Origin of the sequence: Piscinibacter sp. HJYY11 (assembly GCF_016735515.1) — a bacterium.
In the GTDB taxonomy this organism is placed as follows: Bacteria; Pseudomonadota; Gammaproteobacteria; order Burkholderiales; family Burkholderiaceae_C; genus Rhizobacter.
Genome location: NZ_JAERQZ010000001.1, coordinates 790,555 through 816,715, shown reverse-complemented (window position 1 = coordinate 816,715; position 26,161 = coordinate 790,555). Strand labels below are relative to the sequence as shown.

Annotated in this window: 24 protein-coding genes and 1 tRNA gene; 23 read left to right on the top strand and 2 right to left on the bottom strand. The window is 66.2% G+C overall.

Annotated elements, in window-relative coordinates:
* Nucleotides 1-48: 48 nt before the first annotated feature.
* A complete protein-coding gene (locus JI745_RS03680; protein ID WP_201803845.1) occupies nucleotides 49-249 on the top strand; it encodes a YdcH family protein in 201 nt (66 codons plus the stop codon).
* Entirely contained in the window at nucleotides 246-2,222 is a 1,977-nt protein-coding gene (locus JI745_RS03675) for an ATP-dependent DNA helicase (RefSeq protein ID WP_201803844.1), read from the top strand. Before JI745_RS03680 ends, JI745_RS03675 begins: the two co-directional genes overlap by 4 nt.
* Before the next feature lie 6 nt (nucleotides 2,223-2,228).
* Here JI745_RS03675 and JI745_RS03670 read toward each other — a convergent pair whose 3' ends face one another.
* Nucleotides 2,229-3,017 (bottom strand): outer membrane protein assembly factor BamD, encoded by a 789-nt coding sequence (locus JI745_RS03670; RefSeq protein WP_201812319.1) that lies wholly within the window; start codon nucleotides 3,015-3,017, stop codon nucleotides 2,229-2,231.
* Between the two features lie 52 nt (nucleotides 3,018-3,069).
* Here JI745_RS03670 and JI745_RS03665 point away from each other — a divergent pair, with 52 nt between their 5' ends.
* The 20 genes from JI745_RS03665 (at nucleotide 3,070) to JI745_RS03570 (ending at nucleotide 23,645) form a co-directional block, all read left to right on the top strand.
* The gene (locus JI745_RS03665) at nucleotides 3,070-4,044 is read left to right on the top strand and encodes an RluA family pseudouridine synthase (RefSeq protein WP_201803842.1); all 975 of its coding nucleotides are present in this window, start codon (nucleotides 3,070-3,072) and stop codon (nucleotides 4,042-4,044) included.
* Nucleotides 4,045-4,346: 302 nt separating this feature from the next.
* The gene (gene scpB / locus JI745_RS03660) at nucleotides 4,347-5,195 is read left to right on the top strand and encodes an SMC-Scp complex subunit ScpB (protein WP_201803840.1); all 849 of its coding nucleotides are present in this window, start codon (nucleotides 4,347-4,349) and stop codon (nucleotides 5,193-5,195) included.
* On the top strand, nucleotides 5,192-7,075 hold the full coding sequence (locus JI745_RS03655) for a pseudouridine synthase (RefSeq protein WP_201803838.1): 1,884 nt from the start codon (nucleotides 5,192-5,194) through the stop codon (nucleotides 7,073-7,075). Before scpB ends, JI745_RS03655 begins: the two co-directional genes overlap by 4 nt.
* An 82-nt stretch (nucleotides 7,076-7,157) precedes the next feature.
* The gene (gene ndk / locus JI745_RS03650; protein ID WP_201803836.1) at nucleotides 7,158-7,583 is read left to right on the top strand and encodes a nucleoside-diphosphate kinase; all 426 of its coding nucleotides are present in this window, start codon (nucleotides 7,158-7,160) and stop codon (nucleotides 7,581-7,583) included.
* Nucleotides 7,584-7,640: 57 nt separating this feature from the next.
* Nucleotides 7,641-8,783: a 23S rRNA (adenine(2503)-C(2))-methyltransferase RlmN gene (gene rlmN, locus JI745_RS03645; protein WP_201803835.1), complete on the top strand. Its 1,143-nt coding sequence runs from the start codon at nucleotides 7,641-7,643 to the stop codon at nucleotides 8,781-8,783.
* Nucleotides 8,780-9,595, top strand: coding sequence for a type IV pilus biogenesis/stability protein PilW (gene pilW / locus JI745_RS03640; protein ID WP_201803833.1), 816 nt, complete (start codon nucleotides 8,780-8,782; stop codon nucleotides 9,593-9,595). The genes rlmN and pilW overlap by 4 nt, the downstream gene beginning before the upstream one ends.
* Nucleotides 9,588-10,490, top strand: coding sequence for a helix-turn-helix domain-containing protein (locus JI745_RS03635; RefSeq protein WP_201803832.1), 903 nt, complete (start codon nucleotides 9,588-9,590; stop codon nucleotides 10,488-10,490). Before pilW ends, JI745_RS03635 begins: the two co-directional genes overlap by 8 nt.
* A gap of 4 nt (nucleotides 10,491-10,494) precedes the next feature.
* The gene (gene ispG, locus JI745_RS03630) at nucleotides 10,495-11,793 is read left to right on the top strand and encodes a flavodoxin-dependent (E)-4-hydroxy-3-methylbut-2-enyl-diphosphate synthase (RefSeq protein ID WP_201803830.1); all 1,299 of its coding nucleotides are present in this window, start codon (nucleotides 10,495-10,497) and stop codon (nucleotides 11,791-11,793) included.
* A gap of 71 nt (nucleotides 11,794-11,864) precedes the next feature.
* Nucleotides 11,865-13,187 (top strand): histidine--tRNA ligase, encoded by a 1,323-nt coding sequence (hisS, locus tag JI745_RS03625; protein WP_201803829.1) that lies wholly within the window; start codon nucleotides 11,865-11,867, stop codon nucleotides 13,185-13,187.
* Nucleotides 13,188-13,220: 33 nt separating this feature from the next.
* The gene (locus tag JI745_RS03620) at nucleotides 13,221-13,907 is read left to right on the top strand and encodes a tetratricopeptide repeat protein (protein ID WP_201803825.1); all 687 of its coding nucleotides are present in this window, start codon (nucleotides 13,221-13,223) and stop codon (nucleotides 13,905-13,907) included.
* On the top strand, nucleotides 13,904-15,022 hold the full coding sequence (gene bamB / locus JI745_RS03615) for an outer membrane protein assembly factor BamB (protein ID WP_236674895.1): 1,119 nt from the start codon (nucleotides 13,904-13,906) through the stop codon (nucleotides 15,020-15,022). Before JI745_RS03620 ends, bamB begins: the two co-directional genes overlap by 4 nt.
* A 24-nt stretch (nucleotides 15,023-15,046) precedes the next feature.
* The gene (der, locus tag JI745_RS03610) at nucleotides 15,047-16,387 is read left to right on the top strand and encodes a ribosome biogenesis GTPase Der (RefSeq protein WP_201803824.1); all 1,341 of its coding nucleotides are present in this window, start codon (nucleotides 15,047-15,049) and stop codon (nucleotides 16,385-16,387) included.
* A gap of 82 nt (nucleotides 16,388-16,469) precedes the next feature.
* Entirely contained in the window at nucleotides 16,470-16,712 is a 243-nt protein-coding gene (gene hfq / locus JI745_RS03605; RefSeq protein WP_047502530.1) for an RNA chaperone Hfq, read from the top strand.
* A 34-nt stretch (nucleotides 16,713-16,746) separates the two neighbouring features.
* Nucleotides 16,747-17,997: a GTPase HflX gene (gene hflX, locus JI745_RS03600; RefSeq protein ID WP_236674894.1), complete on the top strand. Its 1,251-nt coding sequence runs from the start codon at nucleotides 16,747-16,749 to the stop codon at nucleotides 17,995-17,997.
* A 7-nt stretch (nucleotides 17,998-18,004) separates the two neighbouring features.
* Nucleotides 18,005-19,375 carry an FtsH protease activity modulator HflK gene (hflK, locus tag JI745_RS03595; RefSeq protein WP_201803820.1) on the top strand — a complete coding sequence of 457 codons (1,371 nt, stop codon included), beginning with the start codon at nucleotides 18,005-18,007 and terminating at the stop codon, nucleotides 19,373-19,375.
* A gap of 20 nt (nucleotides 19,376-19,395) precedes the next feature.
* Nucleotides 19,396-20,292 (top strand): protease modulator HflC, encoded by an 897-nt coding sequence (hflC, locus tag JI745_RS03590; RefSeq protein ID WP_201803818.1) that lies wholly within the window; start codon nucleotides 19,396-19,398, stop codon nucleotides 20,290-20,292.
* A 6-nt stretch (nucleotides 20,293-20,298) separates the two neighbouring features.
* Complete coding sequence (locus tag JI745_RS03585) at nucleotides 20,299-20,487, top strand: DUF2065 domain-containing protein (RefSeq protein ID WP_201803816.1); 189 nt, start codon at nucleotides 20,299-20,301, stop codon at nucleotides 20,485-20,487.
* Nucleotides 20,488-20,566: 79 nt separating this feature from the next.
* Entirely contained in the window at nucleotides 20,567-21,730 is a 1,164-nt protein-coding gene (locus tag JI745_RS03580; protein WP_201803815.1) for an ATP phosphoribosyltransferase regulatory subunit, read from the top strand.
* Between the two features lie 42 nt (nucleotides 21,731-21,772).
* Entirely contained in the window at nucleotides 21,773-23,104 is a 1,332-nt protein-coding gene (locus JI745_RS03575; RefSeq protein WP_201803814.1) for an adenylosuccinate synthase, read from the top strand.
* A gap of 19 nt (nucleotides 23,105-23,123) precedes the next feature.
* On the top strand, nucleotides 23,124-23,645 hold the full coding sequence (locus JI745_RS03570) for a phosphoribosyltransferase (protein WP_201803812.1): 522 nt from the start codon (nucleotides 23,124-23,126) through the stop codon (nucleotides 23,643-23,645).
* Nucleotides 23,646-23,791: 146 nt separating this feature from the next.
* Here JI745_RS03570 and JI745_RS03565 read toward each other — a convergent pair.
* Nucleotides 23,792-23,876, bottom strand: a tRNA-Leu gene (locus JI745_RS03565).
* Between the two features lie 25 nt (nucleotides 23,877-23,901).
* On the opposite strand from JI745_RS03565, the gene rnr reads away from it, so the two are divergent.
* The gene (gene rnr, locus JI745_RS03560) at nucleotides 23,902-26,160 is read left to right on the top strand and encodes a ribonuclease R (protein WP_404932840.1); all 2,259 of its coding nucleotides are present in this window, start codon (nucleotides 23,902-23,904) and stop codon (nucleotides 26,158-26,160) included.
* Nucleotide 26,161: the final 1 nt, after the last annotated feature.

Sequence of the window (26,161 nt, the reverse complement as noted above, 5' to 3'; positions counted from 1 at the left end):
GGGCGAAAACTATAATCGCTTCCGCCTCGCTGCCCTCATCGCGCTTTCATGGATGACAACCTGCATTCGCCACAGCGCCGATTGATCGAGCTGCGCATGGAACACGCCGACCTCGATTCGCTCATCGACCAGGTCGGCGAGGGCCGGCCCGACGAATTGGCACTGCGAAGGCTGAAAAAGCGCCGCCTCATCCTGCGCGACCAGATTTCCCAACTCGAAGCCCAGCTGGAGCCCCCAGAGCCCGCATGAGCATTCTTCGCGAGCATGTGGCGCAGGCCTTTGCGTCGGGCGGCCCTCTGGCCGAGGCGGACGAGCGCTACATCGAGCGTGAAGCCCAGCAGCGCATGGCGGACGCGGTGGCCGAGGCCATCGACGGGCAGAAAGCCCTGGTCGCCGAAGCGGGCACGGGCGTGGGCAAGACCTTCGCCTACCTCGTGCCGACCTTGCTGTCAGGCAAACGGGCGCTGGTCAGCACGGCCACCAAAAGTCTGCAGGACCAGCTTTTCCTGAGGGACTTGCCACGCTTGCGAGACGCGCTGCAATTGCCCATCTCGCTGGCGCTGCTGAAAGGGCGGGCGAGCTACCTGTGCCTGCACCGCATGAAGCAGGCGCACCAGTCGGCCCAGCTGCCCGATCGCTGGGCGGCGCGCACGCTGGCCAAGATCGAGGCCTGGTCTCAGAGCACGCAAAGCGGTGACCTGGCAGAGCTCGAGGGCCTGGACGAGCGCTCGAGCGTGATCCCGCTCGTCACCTCATCCCGCGACAACTGCCTCGGCAGCGAGTGCCCCGATTACCGTCAATGCCACGTCATGCGCGCCCGGCGCGAGGCCATGGCGGCCGACCTGGTGGTGGTGAACCACCACCTCTTCTTCGCCGACATGGCGCTGCGCGACAGTGGGGTGGCCGAGCTGTTGCCGAGCGTGGAAGTGGCGGTGTTCGACGAGGCGCATCAGCTGGCCGAAGCCGGCGTGCAGTTTCTCGGTGTGACGCTGGGCAGTGCGCAGGTGATCGACTTTGCCCGCGACATGCTGGGAGCAGGCCTGCAACTCGCGCGCGGCCTGGTGCCATGGCAGGACCTCTCCGCCGCCTGCGATCGTGCCGCGCGGGAGCTGCGGCTTGCGGCGGTGGGGCCGCTGCGCGAAGTGCGGGGCAGTTTCAAGTTGCGCTGGGATGAGCGGTCCGAACGAGACGACTTCCAGGCAGCTCTCGTCGCCGTGGCGGACGCCTGCAGCGCGGCGGCCGAAGCCCTCGACACCGTGGACGAGCTGGCGCCCGACTTCACGAAGCTCGCCGAACGTGCGCGTCAGCTCGCCCGTCATGCCGAGCAGTTCAGCCGCGAGGCGACGCCCGGCCGTGTGCGCTGGATCGATCTGTCGCCGCACCAGGCGCGCATGGTCGAGTCGCCGCTCGACATCCGCGAAGCGCTGCGCGAGCAGATGAACGCAGCGCCCAAGGCCTGGGTCTTCACCTCGGCGACGCTGGGAGACGACGAGCGCCTGAGCTGGTTCACGGAACCTGCGGGGCTCGACGACGCGGAGGTGCTGCGGGTCGGCAGCCCGTTCGACTATCCGGCCCATGCGCGGCTCTACGTGCCCACGCGTTTCCCCAAGCCGAATGAAGGCGCTCATCCGGCCGAGGTGGCGGCGCTGGCGGCTCGCCTGGCGCGTGCGCTCGGTGGGCGCACCTTCGTGCTGACGACCACGCTGCGTGCGCTGCAGGCCATCGGAGAACGTCTGCGCTCGATCTTCGAGGCCGAGCTGGATTCGATCCAGGTGCTGCAGCAAGGTGATGCGCCGAAGCGGCAACTGCTCCAGCAGTTTCTCAACCAGCCTCGCTCGGTGCTCGTGGGCTCGCAGAGCTTCTGGGAAGGCATCGACGTGCCCGGCGAAGCGCTGCAGTGCGTGCTGATCGACAAGCTGCCGTTTCCGCCGCCCAACGATCCCCTGGTCGAGGCACGGGTGAAACGCCTGGAAAGCGAAGGCCGCAATCCCTTTGCGGACTATTTCATCGCCGAGGCGGCGGTCTCGCTGAAACAGGGCGCCGGGCGATTGATTCGCAGCGAGACCGACCGGGGCCTCCTGGTGGTCTGCGACCCGCGGATGGCCGGTATGAACTACGGTCGCCGCTTGCGCGAAGCCTTGCCGCCGATGACACGTGTGGCGTCTGAGGAGGAGGCGCTGGCCTGGCTGGCGGAGCTGTCCGCCGCCGCGTTGCCGTTTTGAAGCTGCTTACTTCGGCGCCGGGAGGGTGGCCAGGAAGCTGCTGGTCGGGAAGTTCTGGCGCAGCACGCGGCGGGCATCGTCTCGCAGCTGGGTCAGGCCGAGCTTGTCGTAGCACTGCACGAGCAGCGCCAGTGCTTCTTCGGCAGCCGGTGCCTGCTGGAACTCCTGCAGCGTCTGCTGTGCGCGATTGACCGCCGCGAGGTAGGCACCACGGCGATAGTAGTAGCGCGCCACATGCACTTCATACGCCGCGAGCGAGTTCACGATGTAGCGCATGCGCACCTGTGCGTCCGGCGTGTACTTGGAGCGCGGGAACTGTTCGGCCAGTTGCTTGAACGACTGATACGAGTCGCGCGAGGCCTGCTGGTCACGCTCCGACAGGTCCTGGTTGGCCAGGCTGCCGAAGATGCCCAGGTTGTCGTTGAAGTTGATCACGCCCTGGAGGTACAGCGCGTAGTCGAAGGCGGGGCTGGTGGGGTGCAGCTTGATGAAGCGCTCGACGATGGCAAGGGCCTGGGCCTTCTCGCCGGTGCGGAAGCTCATGTACGCCCGCTCCAGCTGCGCTTGCTGCGACAGCAGCGTGCCGGCGGCGCGGCCCTCGAGCCGTTCATACAGCTTGAGCGCGCGTTCATAGTTGCCGGCAGAGGCTTCTTCGCGAGCCTCTGAATACAATTTCTCCACGCTCATGCCGGCGGTCTCGTCCTTCGGGACCGAGTCGCAGGCCGACAGCAGCAGCGACACCACAGCCAGCGACAAGGCTTTCGACGCGCGGCGAGTCCAGCGGATCCGATTCATCAACGACATGGCGCCGCCGCGGCAGCGCTTCGAGTGGAAAAGCGCAGAGTATATGGTTCGCCCCCCGCTGCCGGCCCTGGTGCCCCTGCTGACCGAGCAGGAGGAAGACGACGCGCCTGAGCGACGCACGAGCCTCGTGCCGGCCGAGCTGCACGGCACCCGCCTGGACAAGATGCTCGTCACGATGGCAGACGAGTTCTCGCGCAACCACCTGCAGCATCTGATCGACACCGGGCACGTCTGGGTCGACGGCGCGCCCGGCAAGGCTGCGTCGCGCAAGGTGCTGGCCGGGCAGCGCGTGGAGGTCGAGCTCGTGCCGACGGCCGAGAGCCGTGCCTTCAAGGCCGAGCCGGTCGCCTTGCCGATCGTGTTCGAGGACGATCACCTGCTGGTGATCGACAAGCCTGCCGGCCTGGTGGTGCACCCGGCAGCGGGCAACTGGTCAGGGACCTTGCTCAACGGGTTGCTGGCCCACCACGCAGAGGCCGCCTCCCTGCCGCGCGCCGGCATCGTGCACCGGCTCGACAAGGACACCTCGGGCCTGATGGTGGTCGGCAAGACCTTGCCGGCCGTCACTGCCCTCGTACGAGCGATCGCAGCACGCGAGGTTCGCCGCGAGTACCTCGCGCTGGTTCACGGGCGGTTCGCCGAAAAGTTTCTGCACATCGACCGGCCGCTCGCGCGCGACCCGCAATCGCGCGTGCGCATGGCCATCGTCGCCAGCGGAAAGCCGGCGCAGACCGACGTTACCCGGCTCGCCATGGCCGAGACCGATGACGGCCCCGTGACCGCCGTGCGCTGCAAGCTGCACACCGGGCGCACGCATCAGATCCGCGTGCACCTCGCGTCGCGCGGGTACCCGCTGCTTGCCGATGCCATGTACGGCGGCCGGCCAGCGCTCGGTCTGCATCGGCAAGCCTTGCATGCGGAGCAGCTGGCATTCGCGCATCCGCACAGTGGTGAGCCCGTGGCATTCCGGGCTGGCTTGCCGGCGGATCTGGCCGAGGCGTGGAAGCAGGTCGAGTAGGCCGTGGCGCCCCCCTCCGAGCTTCTATACAATGCCGGCAGTTCTCCCCAGGGTCTCGAGCGTCTGATTTGCGTTTGGCGCGCCGCGCACAGCGCGCACCTGCGGAAATGATCGTGCCGAAAGGGGCGCGATCCGTGGTTCACCGCGATGAGCGGTGTGAACTTCAAGGCCACACACTCAGCAGCCGACGACGTGGACATGCCGCCTGACGGCAGTCCCATGCGAAAAGCCGCTGTGAAAGAGTCCCGATGCGATGCCGGAAACGTGTCCGGCGATCCCGACTGAGGATGTAGACGACGTCTATGAACACACAGGATGCGAAGCGCGTCCTCGAAACCGCGCTCATCTGTGCGCAGCAGCCCTTGCCCCTGAAGGACATGCGCACCCTGTTCGCCGATGAACTGGGCCCCGACAGCCTGAGGGCCCTGCTCGACGAGCTGACCCGTGACTGGGAAGGGCGGGGCGTCGAGCTGGTGGCTTTGTCCACCGGCTGGCGCTTCCAGAGCCGGCCCGAGATGCGCGACTTCCTTGACCGGCTCAACCCCGAGAAGCCGCCCAAGTATTCGCGCGCGGTGATGGAGACGCTGGCCATCATCGCCTACCGCCAGCCGGTGACGCGGGGTGACATCGAAGACATCCGCGGCGTGACTGTCAGCAGCCAGATCGTCAAGCAGCTCGAGGACCGCGGCTGGATCGACGCCATCGGCTACCGCGAAGCGCCAGGTCGCCCGGCCTTGTATGCCACGACCAAGCAGTTCCTCGATGACCTCGGTCTCGCGAGCCTCGAGCAGCTGCCCGTGCTGGAAGGAGGCGCTCCGGCAACGGCCGTGGCCTTGGCCGAGGCACTGCCCGACCAGGGGTCGTTGCTGGAAGACTCGGGCCAGGCGGTGCTGAGCCTGGAGGGCGAGACGGAAGCTCCCGCAGAGGCCGATGTCGAGGCCGACGTCCATGCGGAGGCCCAGGATGAAGAAGCCTCGATCGCTGTTGCGGCTGATGCGGTGGCCGAGGTCGCCGAACCTTCACAAGGCGCTGCGGAGCTTCCTGCCGCTCACCCATCCGATGACGACCACGAGGCGGTGTTGCCGCCCGAACCCTCCGAACCACCTTCAGAACCCGCGGCAGAGACCGCCCCGACGGATCCCCAAGCATGAACCAGCCTGACGACGACACCCCGGTTGACGTGAGCTCCGCATCCGGCGATGCGGCGCCTGCCGAGGCCAAGCCTGTGCGGCGTCGCCGCACGGTCAAGGCCGAGGCGGCGGCACCCGTCGAGGACGCCGATGCGCCGGCAGCCGAAGCGCCTGTCGAGGCTGCGCCCAAGCCGGCGCGCAAGCGCCGCACCGCAGCGGCCAAGTCCGGCGAGGAAGCGGACGCCGCGACCCCTGCAGCGGTGCAGGAACAACCCGCGCCACACGAGGTGAGCGAAGAACCCGTGGCGCCGCGCGTTGAAGCGGCTGACGTTGCGGCTGCGCCTGAGGGGGATGCCGGCGAAGGCGGTTCGGAGTCTGCTGGTGCGGGTGACGAGGATCGGCCACGTTCGTCACGCAACCGCCGCCGCAACCGCAAGGATCGCCAGCGCGAGCGAGAAAGCGCGCCTGACCCGGCTGTTGCCGCGCAGTCCGTTGCCAACCAGGCCGGTGAGGTGTTCGCCCAAGTGTTGTCGGGGGATTTCGACGTCGAAACGCCCGTCGCCGAAGAGGCGCCTGAAGCCACGGAGGCAGGCGATGACGCCGCCACCGAACACAAGCGCGTGCTGGCCGCCGAGCCCGACGCACCCAAGCTTCACAAGGTGCTCGCCCAGTCGGGCATCGGTTCGCGCCGCGACATGGAGCAGCTGATCGAAGACGGTCACGTGACCGTCAACGACCAGCCGGCTCATGTGGGCCAGCGCGTGTCGTTCGGCGACCAGGTGAAGATCAAGGGCAAGCCGGTGCGCATCCGCATCGTGCCGCCGCCGGCGCGCATCATTGCGTATCACAAGCCCGTGGGCGAGGTCGTCACGCACGATGATCCGGAGGGCCGCCCGACGGTGTTCCGCCGACTGCCGCGATTGCAGCAGGGCAAGTGGCAGTCGGTGGGCCGCCTCGACCTGAACACCGAAGGCCTGCTGCTCTTCACCACCTCAGGCGAACTCGCCAACCAGCTGATGCACCCGCGCTTTGGCGTGGAGCGTGAGTACGCGGTGCGCGTGCTGGGCACGCTGACCGAAGACGACCGCGAAGAGCTGCTCAACGGCGTCAACATCGAAGGCCAGATGGCCAGCTTCAAGTCCATCCAGGACGGCGGCGGTGAAGGTGCCAATCACTGGTACCGCGTCGTCATCACCGAAGGCCGCAACCGCGAGGTGCGCAAGCTCTTCGACGAAGTGGGCCTCACCGTGAGCCGCCTCATCCGCATCCGCTACGGCACGGTGGTGCTGCCGCGCGGCCTCAAGCGCGGGGTGTGGGTCGACCTCGAAGAGAACGACGTGCGCGCGATCCGCCGGCTGGCCAGCGGCAACAACCCCGGCCAGCAGCAGGGCGAGCGTGGTGGCCCGGGCAACCAGCAGAACAACCAGAAGCGCGGCAACCGCAATGACCGCAACGACCGTGGCAATCGCCAGGAGCGTGGTCCGCGTGGTGGCCAGCAGCAACCCGTGCCAGCACAGGCGCGCGAGAACAGCTACGACGACCAGGACCGTGATGACGACCTGGACTTCGACCCCAGCAAGATCCCCAACCCGCTCGAGCAGACCTTCGACAAGCGCTTCGTGCAGAAACCGCGTGGCCCGGTGGGCGGCGGCGGCTTCGGCCGCGGCGGGGGGGGTTTCGGCGCCGGTGGCAGTGCGCCGCAGCGCCCGCAGGGCGGCGGCAACAACAAGAAGGGCGGCGGCCCGCGCGAGCCGGATCCGCTGCAGACCTCCGTCGGCTACATCGGCGCCGATGCCTTCCACCGCAAGAACCGCGGCGGCCGCGGCAAGGGCGGCGGGGGTGGTGGCGGGTACGGCGGCGGCGGAGGCGGTGGCTTTGGCGGCAACCGCCGCGGCCGCTGAGCCCTGCTGGAATTACGAAGGAACCCACCTTCGAGCGTTAGAATCCAAAACTTTGCCAAGTGCTTGATTCAGGAGAAGAAATATGGCGATCGAACGTACCCTTTCCATCATCAAACCCGACGCGGTCGCGAAGAATGTGATCGGCCAGATCTACGCGCGCTTCGAAGGCGCCGGCCTCAAGATCATCGCGGCTCGCATGGCGCACCTCTCGCGCAATGAAGCCGAGCAGTTCTATGCGGTGCACAAGGCCCGCCCGTTCTTCAAGGACCTGGTGGACTTCATGGTGTCCGGCCCGGTCATGATCCAGGTGCTCGAAGGTGAAGGCGCCATCGCCAAGAACCGCGACCTGATGGGCGCCACCGACCCGAAGAAGGCCGAGAAGGGCACCATCCGCGCCGACTTCGCCGACAGCATCGACGCCAATGCCGTGCACGGCTCCGACGCGCCGGAAACGGCCGCTGTCGAAGTGGCGTTCTTCTTCCCTGGCATGAACGTCTACAGCCGCTAAGTGCTGGCCTTGCGCCTCGACGTAGGCGTTGCCTGCTGAGCGCAAGGAAACCATCTCATGACACCGGCCAACCTGCTCGACTACGACCTCGACGGACTGGCCGCGTATTGCGAAAAGCTGGGTGAGAAGCGCTTTCGCGCCACCCAGCTTTTTCGTTGGATCCATCAAAAGGGCGAGGCCGACTTTTCGGCCATGTCCGACCTGGCCAGATCGCTGCGCGACAAGCTGGCCGGCGTGGCCGTCGTGGCGCCGCTCACCGTCATCAGCGAGCAGGCCTCGGCCGACGGCACCATCAAGTGGCTCTTCGACGTGGGCGGTGGCAACGCCGTAGAGAGCGTCTTCATTCCCGAAGATGACCGCGGCACGCTGTGCGTGTCGTCGCAGGCGGGCTGTGCGGTCGGCTGCCGTTTCTGCTCGACCGGCCACCAGGGGTTCAGCCGCAACCTCACCACAGGCGAAATCGTGGCGCAGCTGTGGTTTGCCGAGCATCACCTGCGCAAGCGCTTGAACCTGGCGCCAGGCGAACGCGCCATCACCAACGTGGTGATGATGGGCATGGGCGAGCCGCTGCAGAACTACTCGGCCCTCGTGCCGGCGCTGCGCGTGATGCTCGACGACCATGGGTATGGCCTGTCGCGCCGCCGCGTCACGGTGTCCACCTCCGGCGTCGTGCCGATGATCGATCGCCTGCGCGAAGACTGCCCGGTGGCGCTCGCCGTGTCGCTGCATGCCCCCGAAGACGCGCTGCGTGACAACCTCGTGCCGCTCAACAAGAAGTATCCGATCGCCGAACTGCTGGAGGCTAGCAGCCGCTACCTCGAGCGTGCGCCGCGCGACTTCATCACCTTCGAGTACTGCATGCTCGACGGCGTGAACGATACCCCTGCCCATGCCGAGGCGCTGGTGCAGATCAGCCGCACGGTGTCGTGCAAGTTCAACCTCATTCCGTTCAACCCCTTCCCCGAGTCGGGCCTCACACGCTCGCCGCGTGATCGTGTGACTGCCTTTGCGCGCATCCTGCAAGACGCCGGCGTCGTGACCACCGTGCGCAAGACGCGCGGCGACGACATCGCCGCCGCCTGCGGCCAGCTGGCGGGGGAGGTGCAGGACCGCACCAACGTCGCCGAGCGCATGACGCGTTCGCCGATCCAGATCCATCGCAAGAACCCTTCGTCCAACACTCCGGAGAAACATGCATGAATGTGGGCCGCAATCGCTGGTGGGTCACTGCCGCTTGCTGGGCATTCAGTTCATGGATTGCCGGGTGCGCGCTGCCGCCGCCATCGCCTGCGCCAGGCGAGACGCGCGATCGCGTCACCGAGTCCGACGAAAGCGAATCCAGCAAGCGTGCCCGCGTGCGCCTCGAGCTGGCCAGCGCCTATTTCGGTCGTGGCCAGTACACCACCGCGCTCGACGAGGTGAAGCAGGCTGTCTCGCTGAACCCAAAACTCGGCGAGGCTTTCAACATGCGGGGCCTGATCTATGCCGCGCTCGGCGACGACACGCTGGCGCAGGAAAGTTTCAAGCGCGCGCTTCAGTTGAATCCGAACGACGCCGACAGCTTGCACAACTATGGCTGGTACCAGTGCCAGCAGAAGCGCTACCGCGAGGCGCAGGCCCTGTTCCAGCAAGCGCTTGGAACGCCGCAATACCCGGCGTCCGCTCGCACGCTGATGACCAGTGGCATCTGCCACGCGCGTGCCGGCGAGTGGGCCGAGGCGGAAGTGGCCTTGAGCAAGGCCTACGAGCGTGACCCGGCCAATCCTGCCGCAGCGGTCAACCTCGCCGAAGTGCTGCTGCGCCGCGGCGAGGCCGAGCGCGCGCGGTTCTACATCCGCCGTGTGACCTCGACGCCGACCCAGTCCAGCGCACAGACGTTGTGGCTCGCCGCGCGCATCGAACACAAGCTCGGCAATCGCCAGGGAGTCAATGAGCTCGGCCGTGAGCTGCGCAGCCGTTTCCCGCAGTCGCGTGAAACTTCGGCCTTCGATCGAGGCCTCTTCAATGAGTGACACCCCAGGCGACGCCCCGATCGCCGACCCCGCACCGACACCAGACACCGCCGGCAGCCTGCTGAGGCAGGCCCGCGTGGCCAAGGGCCTGCACATTGCTGCGCTGGCGACCTCCATCAAGGTGGCGCCGCGCAAGCTCGAGCTGCTCGAGGCCGACCGCTACGACGAGCTCCCCGGCGCGACCTTCACCCGTGCACTGGCGCAGACCGTCTGCCGCACGCTCAAGATCGATGCGGCACCGGTGCTGGCCCTGTTGCCGCAGCCGGTCGATCAGGGCTTGTCGCAGTTGAGCCGCGGCCTGAACGAGCCGTTTCGCGACAAACCCGGCCGGCGCGTGCCCAGTGACCTGAGTTTCCTCAAGAGCCCGATCGTGATCGCGGCGGTGGGGCTGTTCGTGGCCAGCGTGGTGCTCTATCTGCTGCCCGTCGGTTGGGTGGCCGAGTTGACCGAACAGGCCAGCAGCACGGTACGCGAGGGCGACGCAGCCTCTGCCACGCCCCCACCGCCGGCCACGGCTGTCATCACCTTGCCGCCGCCGGCGGTTGTCATGCCGGCGTCCGAGGCCGTGTCGGCAGCCGCCTCGGCGCCAAGTGCGAGCGCTCCTGCCGCCGCCTCTGCGCCCGTGGCCTCAGCGTCGTCGCTGGCCGCGTCAGCACCCCTCAACGGTGCGCTCCTGCTGCGCGCCCAGGCGCGCTCCTGGGTGGAAGTGATCGACGGCCGTGGCAACCCGTTGATGTCCCGCCTGCTCGAAGCAGGAGAAACCGTGGGCCTCGACGGGCCTACTCCCTTGCGGGTGAGAATCGGCAACGCAGCGGCCACGCAGGTGTCGTTCCGCGGTCGACCAGTCGACCTCACTCCCTCGCGTGACAACGTGGCCAAGCTCGAACTCAGGTGATGTGATGACCCAGGCCCGTCCTGCCCTCGACGATTTCATCGAACCCGCCGTGCCGCTCGTGCGGCGCAACCTGCAGGCGCAGGTGCGCTGGGGCTCGCGCCTGGTCACGATCGGTGGCGACGCCCCGGTGCGCGTGCAGTCGATGACCAACACCGACACGGTCGACGTGATCGAGACGGCGATCCAGGTCAAGGAGCTGGCGGTGGCGGGCTCCGAGCTCGTGCGCATCACCGTCAACACGCCCGAAGCTGCCGTTGCCGTGCCGCACATCCGGGACCAGCTCGACCGCATGGGCATCGACGTGCCGCTGGTCGGCGACTTCCACTACAACGGCCACCGCCTGCTCACCGAATTCCCGGCGTGTGCCGAAGCCTTGTCGAAGTACCGCATCAATCCCGGCAACGTGGGCAAGGGCGACAAGCGCGACAAGCAGTTCGCCCAGATGGTCGAGGTCGCCGCCAAGTACGACAAGGTCGTGCGCATCGGCGTCAACTGGGGCAGTCTCGACCAGGAGCTGCTCGCCCAGATGATGGACGAGAACGGCAAGCGCGCCGAGCCCTTCGAGCCGCAGCAGATCATGTACCGCGCGATCATCACCTCGGCAGTCGAGTCGGCTCGACGCGCTGAAGAGGTCGGCCTGAAGGCCGGGCAGATCGTGCTGTCTTGCAAGATGTCGGGTGTGCAGGACCTGGTGAGCGTCTACCGCGCACTTGCCAAGCGCTGCGACTACCCGCTGCACCTGGGCCTCACCGAAGCCGGCATGGGCACCAAGGGCACGGTCGCCTCAACCGCGGCGCTATCGTTGCTGCTGCAGGAGGGCATTGGCGACACCATCCGTGTCTCGCTCACGCCGCAGCCCGGTGAAGCCCGCACGCAAGAAGTCGTCGTGGCGCTGGAGATCCTCCAGGCCCTCGGCTTGCGCTCGTTCAACCCGAGCGTCACGGCCTGTCCGGGTTGCGGCCGCACCACCAGCACCACCTTCCAGGAACTGGCCAAGCAGATCGACGACTACCTGCGCCTGCAAATGCCGGTGTGGCGCGCGCGTTACCCCGGTGTCGAGAAGATGAAGGTGGCGGTGATGGGCTGCATCGTCAACGGCCCGGGCGAAAGCAAGCATGCCGACATCGGCATCAGCCTGCCGGGCACCGGCGAAGCACCGGCGGCGCCGGTCTTCATCGATGGCGAAAAGGCACTCACGCTGCGTGGCGAGCGCATCGCCGAAGAATTCCAGGCGCTGGTCGAGAACTACATCGAGAAGCGCTACGGCAGCGCCACCGCCCAGCATTCGACCGCGCCGGCCTGACCGGGCCGCGCGCTCCGGCGAACGACGCCGTCGCACACGACGGCCTTCCATTCCTCTTCTTCCCGTTAGACATGGCTGACAAAAAAAGCGCCGCCCTGCAGGCCGTGAAGGGCATGAACGACATCCTGCCGCCTTCCGTGCCCCGCACCGAGAAGCTGCCGGATTCGGCCATCTGGGCCTGGTTCGAGACGACTGTTCGTCGCGTGCTGCAGAACTACGGCTACCAGTACCTGCTGACCCCGATCGTCGAACCCACCGCGCTCTTCGTGCGCGGCCTGGGCGAGGTCACCGACATCGTCGAGAAGGAGATGTACTCCTTCACCGACTCGATGAACGGCGACAAGCTCACGCTGCGCCCTGAGGCCACCGCCGGCATCGTGCGTGCGATGGTCGAGCACAACGCGCTCTACAACGGGCCGCTGCGCATCTGGACCATGGGCCCGATGTTCCGCCACGAGCGGCCGCAGAAGGGGCGTTATCGGCAGTTCAACCAGCTCGACGTGGAGGCGCTCGGTTATGCCGGGCCGGACGTCGACGCCGAGATGATCCTCATGGTGCGCAGCCTGTGGCGCGAACTGGGCCTGGTCATCGGCCAGCACGTGCGGCTGGAGATCAACAGCCTCGGCCAACCCGAGGAACGGCGTGCGCACCGCGAAGCGTTGATCCAGTACTTCGAGCAGAACGCCTCGGTGCTGGACGAAGACGCCAGGCGCCGCCTGCACAGCAACCCGCTGCGCATCCTCGACACCAAGAACCCGGCCATGCAGGCGGTGGTCGAGGCTGCACCCAAGCTGATGGACTTCCTGGGCGAGGCGTCGCTCGGGCACTTCAATGCCGTGCGCAAGGTGCTCGATGCCGCGGGCCTCGACTACCGCGTGAACACGCGCCTCGTGCGGGGCATGGACTACTACAACCTCACCGTCTTCGAGTGGGTCACCGACCACCTCGGCTCGCAAGGCACAGTGTGCGGCGGTGGTCGCTACGACGGGCTGATCGAGCAGCTGGGCGGCAAGCCCGCGCCGGCGGTGGGCTTCGGCCTCGGCATCGAACGCCTGCTCCTGCTGCTGCAGGAGCTGGCCGTGCCGGTGCCCACCAGCGCACCGGTGGCGTATGCGGTGATCCTGAGCGAATCGACGGTGGCTCAAGCCATGGTCACCATCGAAGCGCTGCGCCAGGCGGGCGTCTCGGTGCTGATGCACGCCGGCGGCGGCAGCATGAAGAGCCAGTTCAAGCGGGCCGATGCCAGTGGCGCCCGCTTTGCCCTCATCTTCGGCGACGACGAGGTCGCGCGCGGCGAGGTGTCGCTCAAGTCGCTGCGCGACGCTGCCGTCGCGCAGCGCAGCTTGCGCCTCGCCGACGCTGCCACCTGGGCCGCCGAACTGCTGGCCGCATAATCCCCGACTCATTTTGCAGAAACGTCAATCGTCATGGCCACCCATCTCGACCTCGAAGAACAAGAGCAGCTCGACCAGCTGAAAGCCTTCTGGAAGCAGTACGGCAACCTCATCACCTGGGTGCTGATCCTCGCGCTGGGTGGTTATGCCGGCTGGATGGGGTGGAACAACTGGAAGCGCGAGCAGTCGGTGAAGGCGGGCGTGCTGTTCGAGGAGCTCGAGAAGGCTGCTCAGGCGGGCGACCTCGACAAGACCGCGCGTGTCTTCGGCGACATGAAAGAGCGCTTCGGCGGCACCGGCTATGCGCAACAGAGCGCATTGCTGACGGCCAAGCTGCAGCACGACAAAGGCCAGGCCGAGGCTGCGCGCACCACGCTCGCTTGGGCTGCTGACAACGCGAGCGAAGACGAGTACCGCACCGTGGCGCGCCTCCGACTTGCGGGGCTGCTGCTGGATGAAAAGAAATACGACGAGGCGCTGAAGCAGCTCGACGGTGCAGGCAGCAAGGAATTTGCGGGTCTGGTGGCCGATCGTCGCGGAGACGTGCTGCTGGCCCAAGGCAAGAAGGACGAGGCCAAGGCGGCCTACCTGCAGGCCTGGAAGACGTTGGAAGAGACGGTCGAGTACCGCCGCATCGTTGAAGCCAAGCTCGCAGTGCTGGGCGCTGCGCCTGCAGCCGAAGTGCCGAAGACGGCCCCCATCTCCGGAGCCGGCAAATGATGGTGCAGGGGCGCCGTCTCGGCGCGTGGGTCTTGCTCGCGACCCTGGTGGGCTGCGCCAGCTCAGGCCGCCCGGACCCGACGCCGCTGCAGCCGCTGCAGGCGAAGGTCGCCGGCCGGCAGGTGTGGAAGGAAGACATCGGCAAGGTCAGCTTCCCGATGGCGGCCGCGGTGAACAACGGTGTCTTCACGGTCGCCGACGACAGCGGTCTGGTGCTGGCCCTGCAGGCCGACACCGGCAAGGAAGTGTGGCGCGCCAATGTCGGCGACAAGCTGAGTGCAGGCGTCGGCAGCGATGGCCGGTTCACGAGCGTCGTGACCCGCAACAACCAGCTCGTCACCTTGCAGGGCGGCAAAGTCGCCTGGAAACAAGGCTTGCCTTCTCGCGTGGTCACCGCGCCGCTGGTGGCAGGGGAGCGGGTCTTCGTGCTGGCAGTCGACCGTTCGGTGCACGCGTTCGATGCGCTCGATGGCCGCAAGCTCTGGACATACCAACGCCCGAGCGATGCCCTGAACCTGGCGAGCGCCGGCGTGATCATGCCCTTCAAGGACACGCTGGTGGTTGGGCAGGGCCCCAAGCTCGCAGGCCTCGACCCGCTGCGCGGCAGCCTGCGCTGGGAAGCGACGCTGGCGTCGCCTCGGGGAACCAACGAAGTCGAGCGCTTGGCCGATGTGGTCGGCCCGGCCGTTCGAGTGAAAGACCTCATCTGCGCGCGCTCCTACCAGGCGGCTGTCGCTTGCGTGAATGCGGAGCGCGGGAGCACGCTCTGGACGCGCAACGCGGGCGGCCTCGTCGGTGTCGGTGGCGACGACCAGATGGTCATCGGCGTCGATGCGACCGACCGTGTGAGCGCCTGGAAGGCCGCCGATGGGACGCCAGCCTGGACGGTCGAGAGCCTCCTCTATCGCAACCTGAGTGCGCCCATCGTGCTTGGCAAGGCGGCCGCGGTTGGCGACCTGAAGGGCATGGTCCACTGGTTTGCGCGCGACACCGGCGAGGCCGTGCTGCGCCTGCCCACCGATGGCAGTGCCATCAAGAGTGCGCCGGTGGCCTCCGGCCTGACGCTGCTCGTGGTCACGACCGATGGCGGGCTGTATGCCTTCCGCCCCGAGTGAACGACTGCCAGAGCGCCTGATCCCATGAAGCCAGTGATTGCGGTGGTGGGCCGCCCCAACGTGGGCAAGTCCACCCTGTTCAACCGCATGACCAAGAGCCGCGATGCGATCGTGGCCGATTTCTCCGGCCTCACCCGCGACCGGCACTACGGTGACGGGCGCTTGGCCGACCGCGAGTACATCGTGGTCGACACCGGCGGCTTCGAGCCCGACAGCTCCACAGGCATCGTCAAGGAAATGGCCAAGCAGACCCGCCAGGCCGTGGCGGAGGCGGATGCGGTGATCTTCGTGGTCGACCTGCGGGCCGGCGTCTCGGCGCAGGACCATGACATCGCGCGTTACCTGCGCACCGCCAACAAGAAGGTGTTCCTCGCGGCCAACAAGGCCGAGGGCATGAGCGACTCGCCACTGCTCGGTGAGCTGTACGAGCTCGGCATGGGTGCGCCGCACCCGATTTCGTCGGCGCACGGGCAGGGCATCCGCAGCCTGCTCGATGCGGTGCTCGCTGATTTCCCGTTCGACGACGATGGCGAAGAGGAAGAGGGCGCCGGAGAGCAGGCGCCGATCCGGCTTGCCGTCGCTGGGCGGCCCAATGTGGGCAAGTCGACCCTCATCAACACGTGGCTAGGCGAGGAGCGCCTCGTGGCCTTCGACATGCCCGGCACGACGCGTGACGCGATCACCGTGCCATTCGAGCGCCACGGGCAGAAGTTCGAGCTCATCGACACAGCCGGCCTGCGCCGCAAGGGCAAGGTGTTTGAGGCGATCGAGAAGTTCTCGGTGGTCAAGACCCTGCAGGCCATCGCCAGTGCCGACGTGGTGCTGCTCCTGCTCGATGCCACCCAGGGGGTCAGCGAGCAGGATGCCCACATCGCCGGCTACATCCTCGAGAGCGGTCGTGCCGTGGTGCTGGCCGTCAACAAGTGGGATGCCATCGACGACTATCAGCGCGAGACGCTGGAACGCTCGATCGCCCAGCGGCTCGCTTTTCTCAAGTTCGCGCCGGTGCTGCGGATCTCGGCGCTCAGGCGCCAGGGGCTCGGCCCGGTGTGGCAGGCCATCGCCGATGCCCATGCCTCGGCCACACGCAAGATGAGTACGCCGGTGCTGACACGCCTGCTGCACGAGGCGGTGGAGTTCCAGACACCCAAGCGCTCAGGTGGCTTCCGCCCCAAGCTGCGTTATGCGCACCAAGGTGGGATGTCGCCCCCGGTGATCGTGATCCATGGCAATTCGCTGGAGCATGTGACCGACGTCTACAAGCGCTATCTCGAGATGCGGTTCCGCGAGCATTTCAAGCTGGTGGGCACTCCGCTGCGCATCGAGATGCGCTCCAGCAAGAATCCCTACGCCGACAAAGACTAGGCTCATTGTCTTGAAAGCGGTGTTGCGGCGCAGTGCTGTGTTAACGTGACAGCCTCATCCACTACATATCACGGAGCATATCGTGAGCAATAAAGGGCAGCTTCTACAAGACCCGTTTCTGAACCTGCTTCGCAAGGAGCACGTTCCGGTGTCGATCTACCTTGTGAACGGCATCAAACTGCAGGGCCACATCGAGTCTTTCGACCAGTACGTGGTGCTGTTGCGCAATACCGTGACGCAGATGGTCTACAAGCACGCGATCTCGACCGTCGTGCCAGGCCGTGCGGTGAACTTCCACGCCGCAGAGGCTCCGGAGCAGACCTGAGCTACGGGCAGCGCCCGCCTAGGCGGACCTCACCTTGACTGCAGCGGCACCTACCGCCGCCTCGGCGGCGGGCGATTCCCCTCGCGCCATCCTGGTCGGGGTCGACCTTGGCGGTCGTTCCCATTTCGACGAGACCCTCGACGAACTGGCTTTGCTTGCCGAATCGGCGGGCGATGTGCCGGTCGCGCGGGTCATCGCCAAGCGCAAGGCGCCGGACCCGGCGCTCTTCGTGGGGTCGGGCAAGGCCGATGAGATCAAGGCGCTCGTCGAAGGGCACAAGGCCGAGGCCGTGCTGTTCGACCAGGCCCTCTCGCCGGCACAGCAGCGCAACCTCGAGCGCCACCTCGGCGTGGCCGTGGCCGATCGCACGATGCTGATCCTCGAGATCTTTGCTGCTCGGGCGCAAAGCCACGAGGGCAAGCTGCAGGTCGAACTGGCGCGCTTGCAGTACCTCTCGACGCGGCTGGTGCGCCGGTGGAGCCACCTGGAGCGCCAGCGCGGCGGCATTGGCACGCGCGGTGGCCCGGGTGAAGCCCAGATCGAACTGGACCGCCGCATGATCGGCGAGCGCATCAAATCGGTGAAAGAGCGCCTCGTCAAGGTGAAGCGGCAGCGCGGCACGCAGCGGCGCTCGCGTGAACGCAGCGGCACCTTCCGCATTTCTCTCGTTGGCTACACCAACGCCGGCAAGTCGACGCTCTTCAACGCCTTGGTAAAGGCGCGTGCCTACGCGGCCGACCAACTGTTCGCCACCCTCGACACGACGACCCGCCAGCTGTATCTGGAAGACCTCGACGCGACGGCGTCGCTGTCGGACACCGTGGGCTTCATCCGCGATCTGCCTCACAAGCTGGTCGAGGCCTTCGAGGCCACCTTGCAGGAAGCGGCCGATGCCGATTTGCTGCTGCACGTCGTCGATGCGGCGAGCCCCGTGCTCGACGAGCAGATGGCCGAGGTGCAGCGTGTGCTGCAAGAGATCGGCGCCGATGCCGTTCCGCAGATCCTCGTCTACAACAAGCTCGATAATCTCGCCGAATCGCAGCAGCCCCAGGCCTTGAGCGATGTGCTCGAGCGTGATGGCGGTTTGCGCGTTCCGCGGGTGTTCGTGAGCGCATTGCGCGGAACCGGGCTGCCTGAGCTGCGGCGCCTCATTTCCGCCGCAGTGGCGGCTGGCCGCGACACGGGCTTGAACTTCGACGAGACGGCTTCAACTTCCGGTGTGTCCGACACTGCGCCGGAAGCCCACGATGATGCGGACGCCAAAGCGTACAGACGACAACTTTGAACCTGTCATGACCATGAGCGCTATTCCTTCTTCCCCCGGCGAACACCCGTCGCGACTGCGCGATGTGGCGACCGCGGCGCGGGCTCTCTTGGCGGGAGTGCTCGGTTCGGTACGTGGCCGACTGGGCCGCCGTCCTGAGCTGGTGCTCAATAACGGGGGCCGTGGCGATGGTCCTCCAGATCTCGACGAGCTCTGGCGCGATTTCAATCGCAAGTTGAGCGGCCTCTTCGGCGGCAAGCAGCGCTCCACCAATGGTGGAAGCGGCGGTCCCAATTTCCAGCCCGACATGCGCGGCACCGGCATCGGCATCAGCTTGGTGGCCGGCCTCATCGTGCTGGTGTGGGCCGCCAGCGGCTTCTTCATCGTGCAGGAAGGCCACCAGGCCGTGGTCACCTCGTTCGGCAAGTACAGCCACACCGTGGATGCCGGCTTCAACTGGCGGTTCCCGTATCCGTTCCAGGCCAATGAGGTGGTGCCCGTCACCCAGCTGCGCTCGGTGGAGGTCGGCCGCAGTGCGGTCGTGCAGGCCACGGGCCTGCGGGAATCGTCGATGCTCACCAAGGACGAGAACATCGTCGACATCCGCTTCACGGTGCAGTACCGCCTCAAGGACTGCCCGCGCACGGTGGGCGCGGCTTCGGCACCGAGTGGTGCGACCTGCGGCGCACGCGCCTACCTGTTCGAGAACGCGAAGCCCGACGAGGCCGTGATCCAGGCGGCCGAGTCCGCGGTGCGCGAGATCGTGGGCAAGAGCAACATGGACCAGGTGCTGTACGAGCAGCGCGACGAGATCTCGTCGCAGCTGATGGCCTTGCTGCAGGCCCAGCTCGACCGGCTGAACACCGGCATCCTGATCGTCAACGTCAACGTGGGGAGTGTGCAGGCGCCCGAGCAGGTGCAGGCTGCGTTCGACGACGCTTTCCGTGCCGGCGCCGACCGGGAGAAGGCCAAGAATGAAGGTCAGGCTTATGCCAACGACGTGATCCCCAAGGCCCGAGGCAGCGCCGCGCGCTTGCACGAGGAAGCCGAGGCCTACAAGGCGCGGGTCATCGCACGGGCCGAGGGTGATGCACAACGCTTCAACCGCATCCTGACCGAGTACCAGAAGGCACCATCGGTCACCCGCGACCGCATCTACATCGACACCATGCGCGACATCTATGCGGGTGTGAGCAAGGTGATGGTGGACAGCCGCAACAATTCCAACCTGCTGTACCTGCCGCTCGACAAGCTGATCCAGCAGGCGTCAGCGCCGGCACCTGCGCAGCCTGCAGCCATCCAGCCGGCGGAGACGAGCCCTTCGACCTCGTCTTCCAGTAGCTCGTCCGACATCCGCCTGCGGGACGGCCCGCGTAGCCGCGAGCGAGACGCACGCTGATATCAGGGCAGGAAAAGACCATGAATCGAATCGGAACTTTCGCCATCGGCTTCATCGTGCTGCTGATGCTGGTGTATTCCACGCTTTTCATCGTGGACCAGAAGCAGTTTGCCGTCGTCTATGCACTGGGCGAGATCAAGGAAGTCATCACCGAGCCCGGCCTCAAGTTCAAGCAGCCGCCGCCGCTGCAGAACGTGGTGTTCCTCGACCGCCGCGTGCAGACGCTCGACAGCCCGGAGACCCGCCCCATCTTCACCGCCGAGAAGAAGAGCCTGGTGATCGACTGGCTCGTGAAGTGGCGCGTGACGGACCCGCGCCAGTTCATCCGCAACAGCGGCACCGACATGCGCAACGTGGAAGCGCGGTTGAGCCCGATCGTTCAGGGCGCCTTCAATGAGGAAGTCACCAAGCGCACGGTGCAGGCCATGCTGTCGACCGACCGCGACAATGTGATGCAAGGCGTGCGCACTCGCCTGACCGACGAAGCCAAGAGCTTTGGCATCGAGATCATCGACGTGCGCATCAAGCGTGTGGATTTCTCCGCCAACATCACAGGCTCGGTCTACGGCCGCATGGAGTCAGAGCGCAAGCGTGTGGCGAACCAACTGCGATCCACCGGTTTTGCCGAAGCCGAAAAGATCCGCGCCGATGCGGAGCGGCAGCGCGAAGTGATCCTCGCCGATGCCTACCGCGATGCGCAGACGATCAAGGGTGATGGCGATGCGAAGGCCTCGGCCATCTATGCGGAAGCGTTTGGCCGCGATCCGCAATTTGCCAAGTTCTACCGCAGCCTGGAGGCGTATCGAGCCAGCTTCCAGAACCGCTCCGACGTGATGGTCGTCGACCCGTCCGGCGAATTCTTCCGGGCCATGCGAGGCGAGATCGGGCCGTCGGGCGCCAAAAAGAAGGGCGAGTAAGCCTGAATGTCCGACTTGCTGCTGAGCGCCCTGGCGCTGATGCTGGTGGTCGAGGGACTTCTCCCGTTCCTCAGCCCCGGTGCATGGCGGCAAGTCTTTCAGCGGGCGTTGCAGCTCTCCGACGGGCAGATCCGCTTCCTGGGGCTGACCAGCATGCTCGTCGGGCTGGTAGCTCTGGCGCTGCTCTGGCCCTGAGCCTGCCTGCCGACTCAAAAACGTCTCCGGGGCGTGGCCGGCCGGTACAATCCTGTTTTTAATCCCCCGGTCATTTCACATGTCGTCTGCTTGGCTCCTGCCCGAGCACATTGCTGACGTCCTGCCCGCGCAGGCCCGACGCATCGAAGAACTCCGTCGCGATCTGCTCGATGGGGCTCGGGGCTACGGGTTCGAACTCGTCATGCCCCCGCTGCTGGAGCACCTGGACTCGCTGTTGTCTGGGGCCGGGCGTGAACTGGATCTCAAGACCTTCAAGCTGGTGGACCAGCTCAGCGGCCGCACGCTCGGCGTGCGCGCCGACACCACCTCGCAGGTCGCCCGCATCGATGCACATCTGCTGAACCGCCGGGGTGTGACGCGGCTGTGCTATTGCGGGCCGGTGCTGCACACGCGGCCCGATGGGCTGCATGGCACGCGCGAGCCGCTGCAGTTCGGCGCCGAGATCTACGGGCATGCCGGGCTCGAGGCCGACCTGGAGGTCCAGGAACTTGCTCTCGACGCGCTGCAGCGTGCCGGCGTCAGCCAGCTGACCCTCGACATGGGCGACGCCCGCATCGTGCGCGGTGTGCTGGCAGGCGCCTCCATTGAAGCTTCCGCGTTAGGGCAGATCTACGCCGCGCTGGCGGCGAAGGACCAGGCGGCGATGGATGCCGTCTCGGCGGCGCTTCCGGCCTCGGCACGGCAAGGGTTGAGCGCGTTGCTGAGGCTCTACGGGGGCCAGGAAGTGCTGGATGTGGCACGCGAGGCCTTGCCTCAGCATCCGCTGATCGCGGCTGCGCTCGATGATCTGACGTGGCTTGCCCAGCATTTGCGCGAGGCCTATCCCCAGGTGCGTATCGGCTTTGACCTGGCCGATCACAGCGGCTACGCCTACTACAGCGGGGCTCGCTTCGCGATCTTTGCGGCCGGCACCAGCGACGCACTGGTGCGTGGCGGTCGCTACGACGAGGTGGGCGCGGTGTTCGGGCGCAATCGGCCCGCTGCGGGCTTCAGCATGGACCTGAAGCAACTGGTGGCCATCGCTCCCACGCGCAGCATGCGCCCGGCCATTCGTGCGCCGTGGGGCGAGCAGCCGGAACTGCGGGCTGCGGTGCGCGCCTTGCGAGAGCAGGGCGAGTCAGTCGTGTGCATCCTGCCGGGCCACGAGCACGAAGGCGAAGAATTCGCCTGCGACCGTGAGCTCGCGAACGTCCAGGGTCGATGGCTCGTGCGCCCGCTCTGACACGGCAGCATTTTCATTCTTCAAGCAAACCGGATTCGAGCAATGCAACAGAAGCGCACCGGCCACAACGTGGTCGTCGTGGGCACCCAGTGGGGTGACGAAGGCAAGGGCAAGGTCGTCGACTGGCTGACCGACCATGCGCAGGCAGTGGTGCGCTTCCAGGGCGGCCACAACGCCGGTCACACGCTGGTGATCAAGGGTGTGAAAACCGCGCTGCAGCTGATCCCCTCAGGGATCATGCGTGACGGCGTGAAGTGCTTCATCGGCAACGGCGTGGTGGTCGACCCGAGCCATCTGCTGAGCGAGATCGAGCGACTGGAGGCAATCGGCCTCGACGTGCGTTCGCGGCTTTACATCAGCGAGTCCTGCCCGCTGATCCTGCCCTTCCACGTCGAAGTGGACCGTGCTCGCGAAGCGCTGCGCGAGACCAGCGGTGCCGGCAAGATCGGCACCACCGGCAAAGGCATCGGCCCGGCCTACGAAGACAAGGTGGCACGTCGCGCCATGCGCGTGCAGGACCTGAAGCACCCCGATCGATTTGCGAAGAAGCTGCGCGAACTGCTGGAGTTGCACAACTTCGCACTCAGCGGATACCTCAAGTCCAAGCCGCTCGAGTTCCAGCCGATCTTCGACCACGCGATGAAGGTCGCCGAGGCGCTGAAGCCGATGCTCGCGGATGTGGGCTATCAGCTCTATACCGCGAGCCAGAAGGGCGAGAACATCCTCTTCGAAGGCGCGCAGGGTACGCTGCTCGACATCGATCACGGCACCTATCCGTATGTCACCTCGAGCAACTGCGTCGCGGGCAATGCGGCCGCCGGTTCAGGTGTCGGCCCGGACATGCTGCACTACGTGCTGGGCATCACCAAGGCCTATACCACGCGCGTGGGCAGTGGCCCGTTCCCGACGGAGCTCGAGTGGGACACCCCGGGCACCGTGGGCAACCACCTTTCCGTCGTCGGCCAGGAGCGCGGCACGGTCACCGGCCGCCCGCGTCGCTGCGGTTGGCTCGACGCAGCGCTGCTCAAGCGCTCAATCATCATCAACGGCATATCGGGTCTGTGCATCACCAAGCTTGACGTGCTCGATGGCCTGCCCGAGATCAAGGTATGCGTCGGCTACGACCTGAACGGCAAGCGCCTCGATATCCTGCCGCTCGATGCCGATGAAATCGACGCGTGTGTCCCGATCTATGACACCTTCCCGGGGTGGACCGAGAAGACCGCCGGCATCACCGAATGGGATCGACTGCCGCTGAACGCACGCCGCTACCTCGAGCGCGTGCAGGAATTCATCGGCGCGCCCATCGACATGGTGTCGACCGGCCCTGATCGCGATCACACCATCCTGCTGCGCCACCCTTACCAGGCCTGATGCCCAAGGAGCTCTCTGCATGCTGACCGAAGACGGCAAACATCTCTATGTCTCCTGGGACGAGTACCACCTGCTGATTGAGCGACTGGCGCTCAAGGTGCACGCCTCGGGCTGGCAGTTCGACCAGATCCTGTGCCTTGCACGCGGTGGCATGCGGCCAGGTGACGTGCTGTCGCGGGTTTTCGACAAGCCGCTGGGCATCATGTCGACCAGCTCCTACCGGGCCGAGGCGGGCACCATCCAGGGCCGGCTCGACATGGCGAAGTACATCACCCTGCCCAAGGGTGAGCTTGCGGGCCGTGTGCTGTTGGTCGACGACCTCGCGGATTCGGGCGTCACGCTCAGGGCAGTGGTGGAGCGCTTGCGCAGCATGCCGTCGATCACAGAACTACGCTCGGCGGTGATCTGGACCAAAGGCGTGTCGAGCTACACGCCCGACTACTACGTCGAACTGCTGCCCACGAGCCCGTGGATCCATCAGCCGTTCGAAGAGTACGACGAGCTGCGTCCGGAAGGCCTGGCCCGCAAGTTCGCGATTTGACGTCGACTGTCGTCTGCTGCGGCACTGTGGCAACGATGGCCCCAACTGCTGCATCAACAAACGAGCGCGCCAACAAAAAGGCCTGCATCATGCAGGCCTCTTCGCTTTGCGTGCTATTCATTCACGCGCTATTTTTATCAACCACTTGGTGCCCAGGAGAGGACTCGAACCTCCACGGAGTTACCCGCTAGTACCTGAAACTAGTGCGTCTACCAATTCCGCCACCTGGGCATTTCAGGAAGTCTTGGACTATATCATCAAACAATCAAAATTTTCAAACACGACCGCCATCGGCGCTGAGCTGATGAGTGAAGTCGAAGGGACAGTGCAAGGGCATCGCGATGGCCACGGCTTCGTCGTGCGCGATGACAACCAGCCCGATCTCTATCTCTCGCCGCAGGAGATGCGCGCCGTCCTGCACCGTGATCGCGTGAAGGCACGCGTGGTGCGCTACGACCGCAAGGGCCGGCCCGAAGGGCGTGTGCTCGAGATCCTCGAACGTCGCAAGACGCCCATCATCGGCCGCCTGCTGCACGAGAGCGGTATCTGGCTCGTCGCCCCAGAAGACAAGCGCTACGGCCAGGACATCATGGTCCCGAAGAACGCGATCGCGAACGCCACAGCAGGGCAGGTCGTGGCGATCGAGTTGACGGAGCCGCCATCGCTCTATTCGCAGCCGATGGGCCGTGTGACCGAAGTGCTGGGCGAGATCGACGACCCCGGCATGGAGATCGAGATCGCGGTCCGCAAGTACGAGGTGCCGCACCGCTTCTCGCCGGAAACCCTGGCGCAGGCGGCGGGCCTGCCCGACAAGATCCGCCCTGTCGACAAACGCGAGCGGATCATCCTCACCGACGTGCCGCTCGTCACCATCGACGGAGAGGACGCACGCGACTTCGACGACGCGGTGTACTGCGAGCCCGCGAAGCACGGCCGCGGCAAGAGCGCCTTCGACGGCTGGCGTCTCGTGGTGGCGATCGCCGACGTGAGCCACTACGTGAAGCCGGGCGAGCCGCTGGACGACGATGCGTATGAGCGCGCCACGTCGGTGTACTTCCCGCGCCGCGTGATCCCGATGCTGCCGGAGAAGCTCTCCAATGGACTGTGTTCGCTCAACCCGAACGAAGACCGCCTGTCGATGGTGTGCGACATGCTCATCACGAAAGATGGCGACATCCACGCGTACCAGTTCTTCCCGGCCGTGATCTGTTCGCATGCGCGCTTCACCTACAACGAGGTGGCCGCGATCCTGTCGAACACGCGTGGGCCCGAAGCGGCGCGGCGCAAGGAGCTGGTGCCGCACCTGCTGCACTTGCACGAGGTCTATCGTGCACTTCTGAAGGCGCGCGCCAAGCGAGGCGCGGTCGACTTCGAGACGACGGAGACGCAGATCATCTGTGACGACAACGGTCGCATCGAGAAGATCGTGCCGCGCACTCGCACCGAGGCGCACAAGCTGATCGAAGAGGCGATGCTGGCCGCGAACGTGTGCTCGGCTGACTTCATCGCATCGTCCAAACACTCCTCGCTGTACCGCGTGCACGAAGGGCCGACGCCCGAGAAGAAGACGCTGCTCCAGAACTACCTCAAGCAGCTCGGTCTCGGCATGAACGTGAGCGACGACCCGAAGCCGGGCGAGTTCCAGGCGATTGCCGCGGCGACCAAGGATCGCCCCGATGCACAGCAGATCCACACCATGTTGCTGCGCTCGATGCAGCAGGCTATCTACACCGGCATCAACAGCGGGCACTTTGGCCTGGCGTACGAGGCCTACACGCACTTCACGAGCCCGATCCGGCGATATCCAGACCTGCTGGTGCACCGTGTGATCAAGGCGCTGCTCCAAGGCAAGCGCTACAGCCTCTTGAGCGGCCACGTCGAAGCTGCCGGCAAGTCACGCAGGAACTCCCATGCAGAAGAAGAGCAGTGGGAAGGCGTGGGAGCGCATTGCAGTGCCAACGAACGCCGTGCCGACGAGGCTTCGCGTGACGTCGAGGCCTGGCTCAAGTGCCGCTACATGCGCGAGCATCTCGGCGAGGAGTACAGCGGCACGGTGAGTTCGGTCACGACCTTCGGGCTCTTCGTCACGCTCGACAGCCTGTACGTCGAGGGTCTGATCCACATCACCGAGCTGGGCGGTGAGTACTACCGCTTCGATGAAGCGCGGCAGGAACTGCGCGGTGAACGATCGGGCATTCGCTACACCATCGGCTCACGCGTGCGGGTGCAGGTGAGCCGTGTGGATCTCGATGGCCGCAAGATCGACTTCCGCATGGTTCACGAGGGCGAAGACAGCGCGCTGCTCATGCGTGCCCGGCGCGACAAGACCGGCGCATCGAAGGCGGCAGGTGCTGTTGCCGAACTCGCCGCCGTGAAGGAGGCCGACCGCGCAGTGAAGGCTGCGACGAAGGCCCGCAAGGCAGGTTCCACCAGCAAGAAGACCGGCGCGCACCCGGTGCGTGCGGCCAAGTCTGCGGCTCGCAAGACGAGCGGCAAGACGGCACGCCGGCGGTGAC

Coding starts and splice junctions, on each gene's coding strand:
- JI745_RS03665 (WP_201803842.1), top strand. CDS start 3,070: ATGGTTCGCCCCCCGCTGCCGGCCCTGGTGCCCCTGCTGACCGAGCAG.
- rlmN (WP_201803835.1), top strand. CDS start 7,641: ATGACACCGGCCAACCTGCTCGACTACGACCTCGACGGACTGGCCGCG.
- hisS (WP_201803829.1), top strand. CDS start 11,865: ATGGCTGACAAAAAAAGCGCCGCCCTGCAGGCCGTGAAGGGCATGAAC.
- JI745_RS03570 (WP_201803812.1), top strand. CDS start 23,124: ATGCTGACCGAAGACGGCAAACATCTCTATGTCTCCTGGGACGAGTAC.
- JI745_RS03575 (WP_201803814.1), top strand. CDS start 21,773: ATGCAACAGAAGCGCACCGGCCACAACGTGGTCGTCGTGGGCACCCAG.
- JI745_RS03675 (WP_201803844.1), top strand. CDS start 246: ATGAGCATTCTTCGCGAGCATGTGGCGCAGGCCTTTGCGTCGGGCGGC.
- ndk (WP_201803836.1), top strand. CDS start 7,158: ATGGCGATCGAACGTACCCTTTCCATCATCAAACCCGACGCGGTCGCG.
- JI745_RS03580 (WP_201803815.1), top strand. CDS start 20,567: ATGTCGTCTGCTTGGCTCCTGCCCGAGCACATTGCTGACGTCCTGCCC.
- der (WP_201803824.1), top strand. CDS start 15,047: ATGAAGCCAGTGATTGCGGTGGTGGGCCGCCCCAACGTGGGCAAGTCC.
- JI745_RS03635 (WP_201803832.1), top strand. CDS start 9,588: ATGAGTGACACCCCAGGCGACGCCCCGATCGCCGACCCCGCACCGACA.
- JI745_RS03620 (WP_201803825.1), top strand. CDS start 13,221: ATGGCCACCCATCTCGACCTCGAAGAACAAGAGCAGCTCGACCAGCTG.
- JI745_RS03670 (WP_201812319.1), bottom strand. CDS start 3,017: ATGAATCGGATCCGCTGGACTCGCCGCGCGTCGAAAGCCTTGTCGCTG.
- JI745_RS03585 (WP_201803816.1), top strand. CDS start 20,299: ATGTCCGACTTGCTGCTGAGCGCCCTGGCGCTGATGCTGGTGGTCGAG.
- hflC (WP_201803818.1), top strand. CDS start 19,396: ATGAATCGAATCGGAACTTTCGCCATCGGCTTCATCGTGCTGCTGATG.
- hflK (WP_201803820.1), top strand. CDS start 18,005: ATGACCATGAGCGCTATTCCTTCTTCCCCCGGCGAACACCCGTCGCGA.
- bamB (WP_236674895.1), top strand. CDS start 13,904: ATGATGGTGCAGGGGCGCCGTCTCGGCGCGTGGGTCTTGCTCGCGACC.
- pilW (WP_201803833.1), top strand. CDS start 8,780: ATGAATGTGGGCCGCAATCGCTGGTGGGTCACTGCCGCTTGCTGGGCA.
- scpB (WP_201803840.1), top strand. CDS start 4,347: ATGAACACACAGGATGCGAAGCGCGTCCTCGAAACCGCGCTCATCTGT.
- ispG (WP_201803830.1), top strand. CDS start 10,495: ATGACCCAGGCCCGTCCTGCCCTCGACGATTTCATCGAACCCGCCGTG.
- JI745_RS03680 (WP_201803845.1), top strand. CDS start 49: ATGGATGACAACCTGCATTCGCCACAGCGCCGATTGATCGAGCTGCGC.
- JI745_RS03655 (WP_201803838.1), top strand. CDS start 5,192: ATGAACCAGCCTGACGACGACACCCCGGTTGACGTGAGCTCCGCATCC.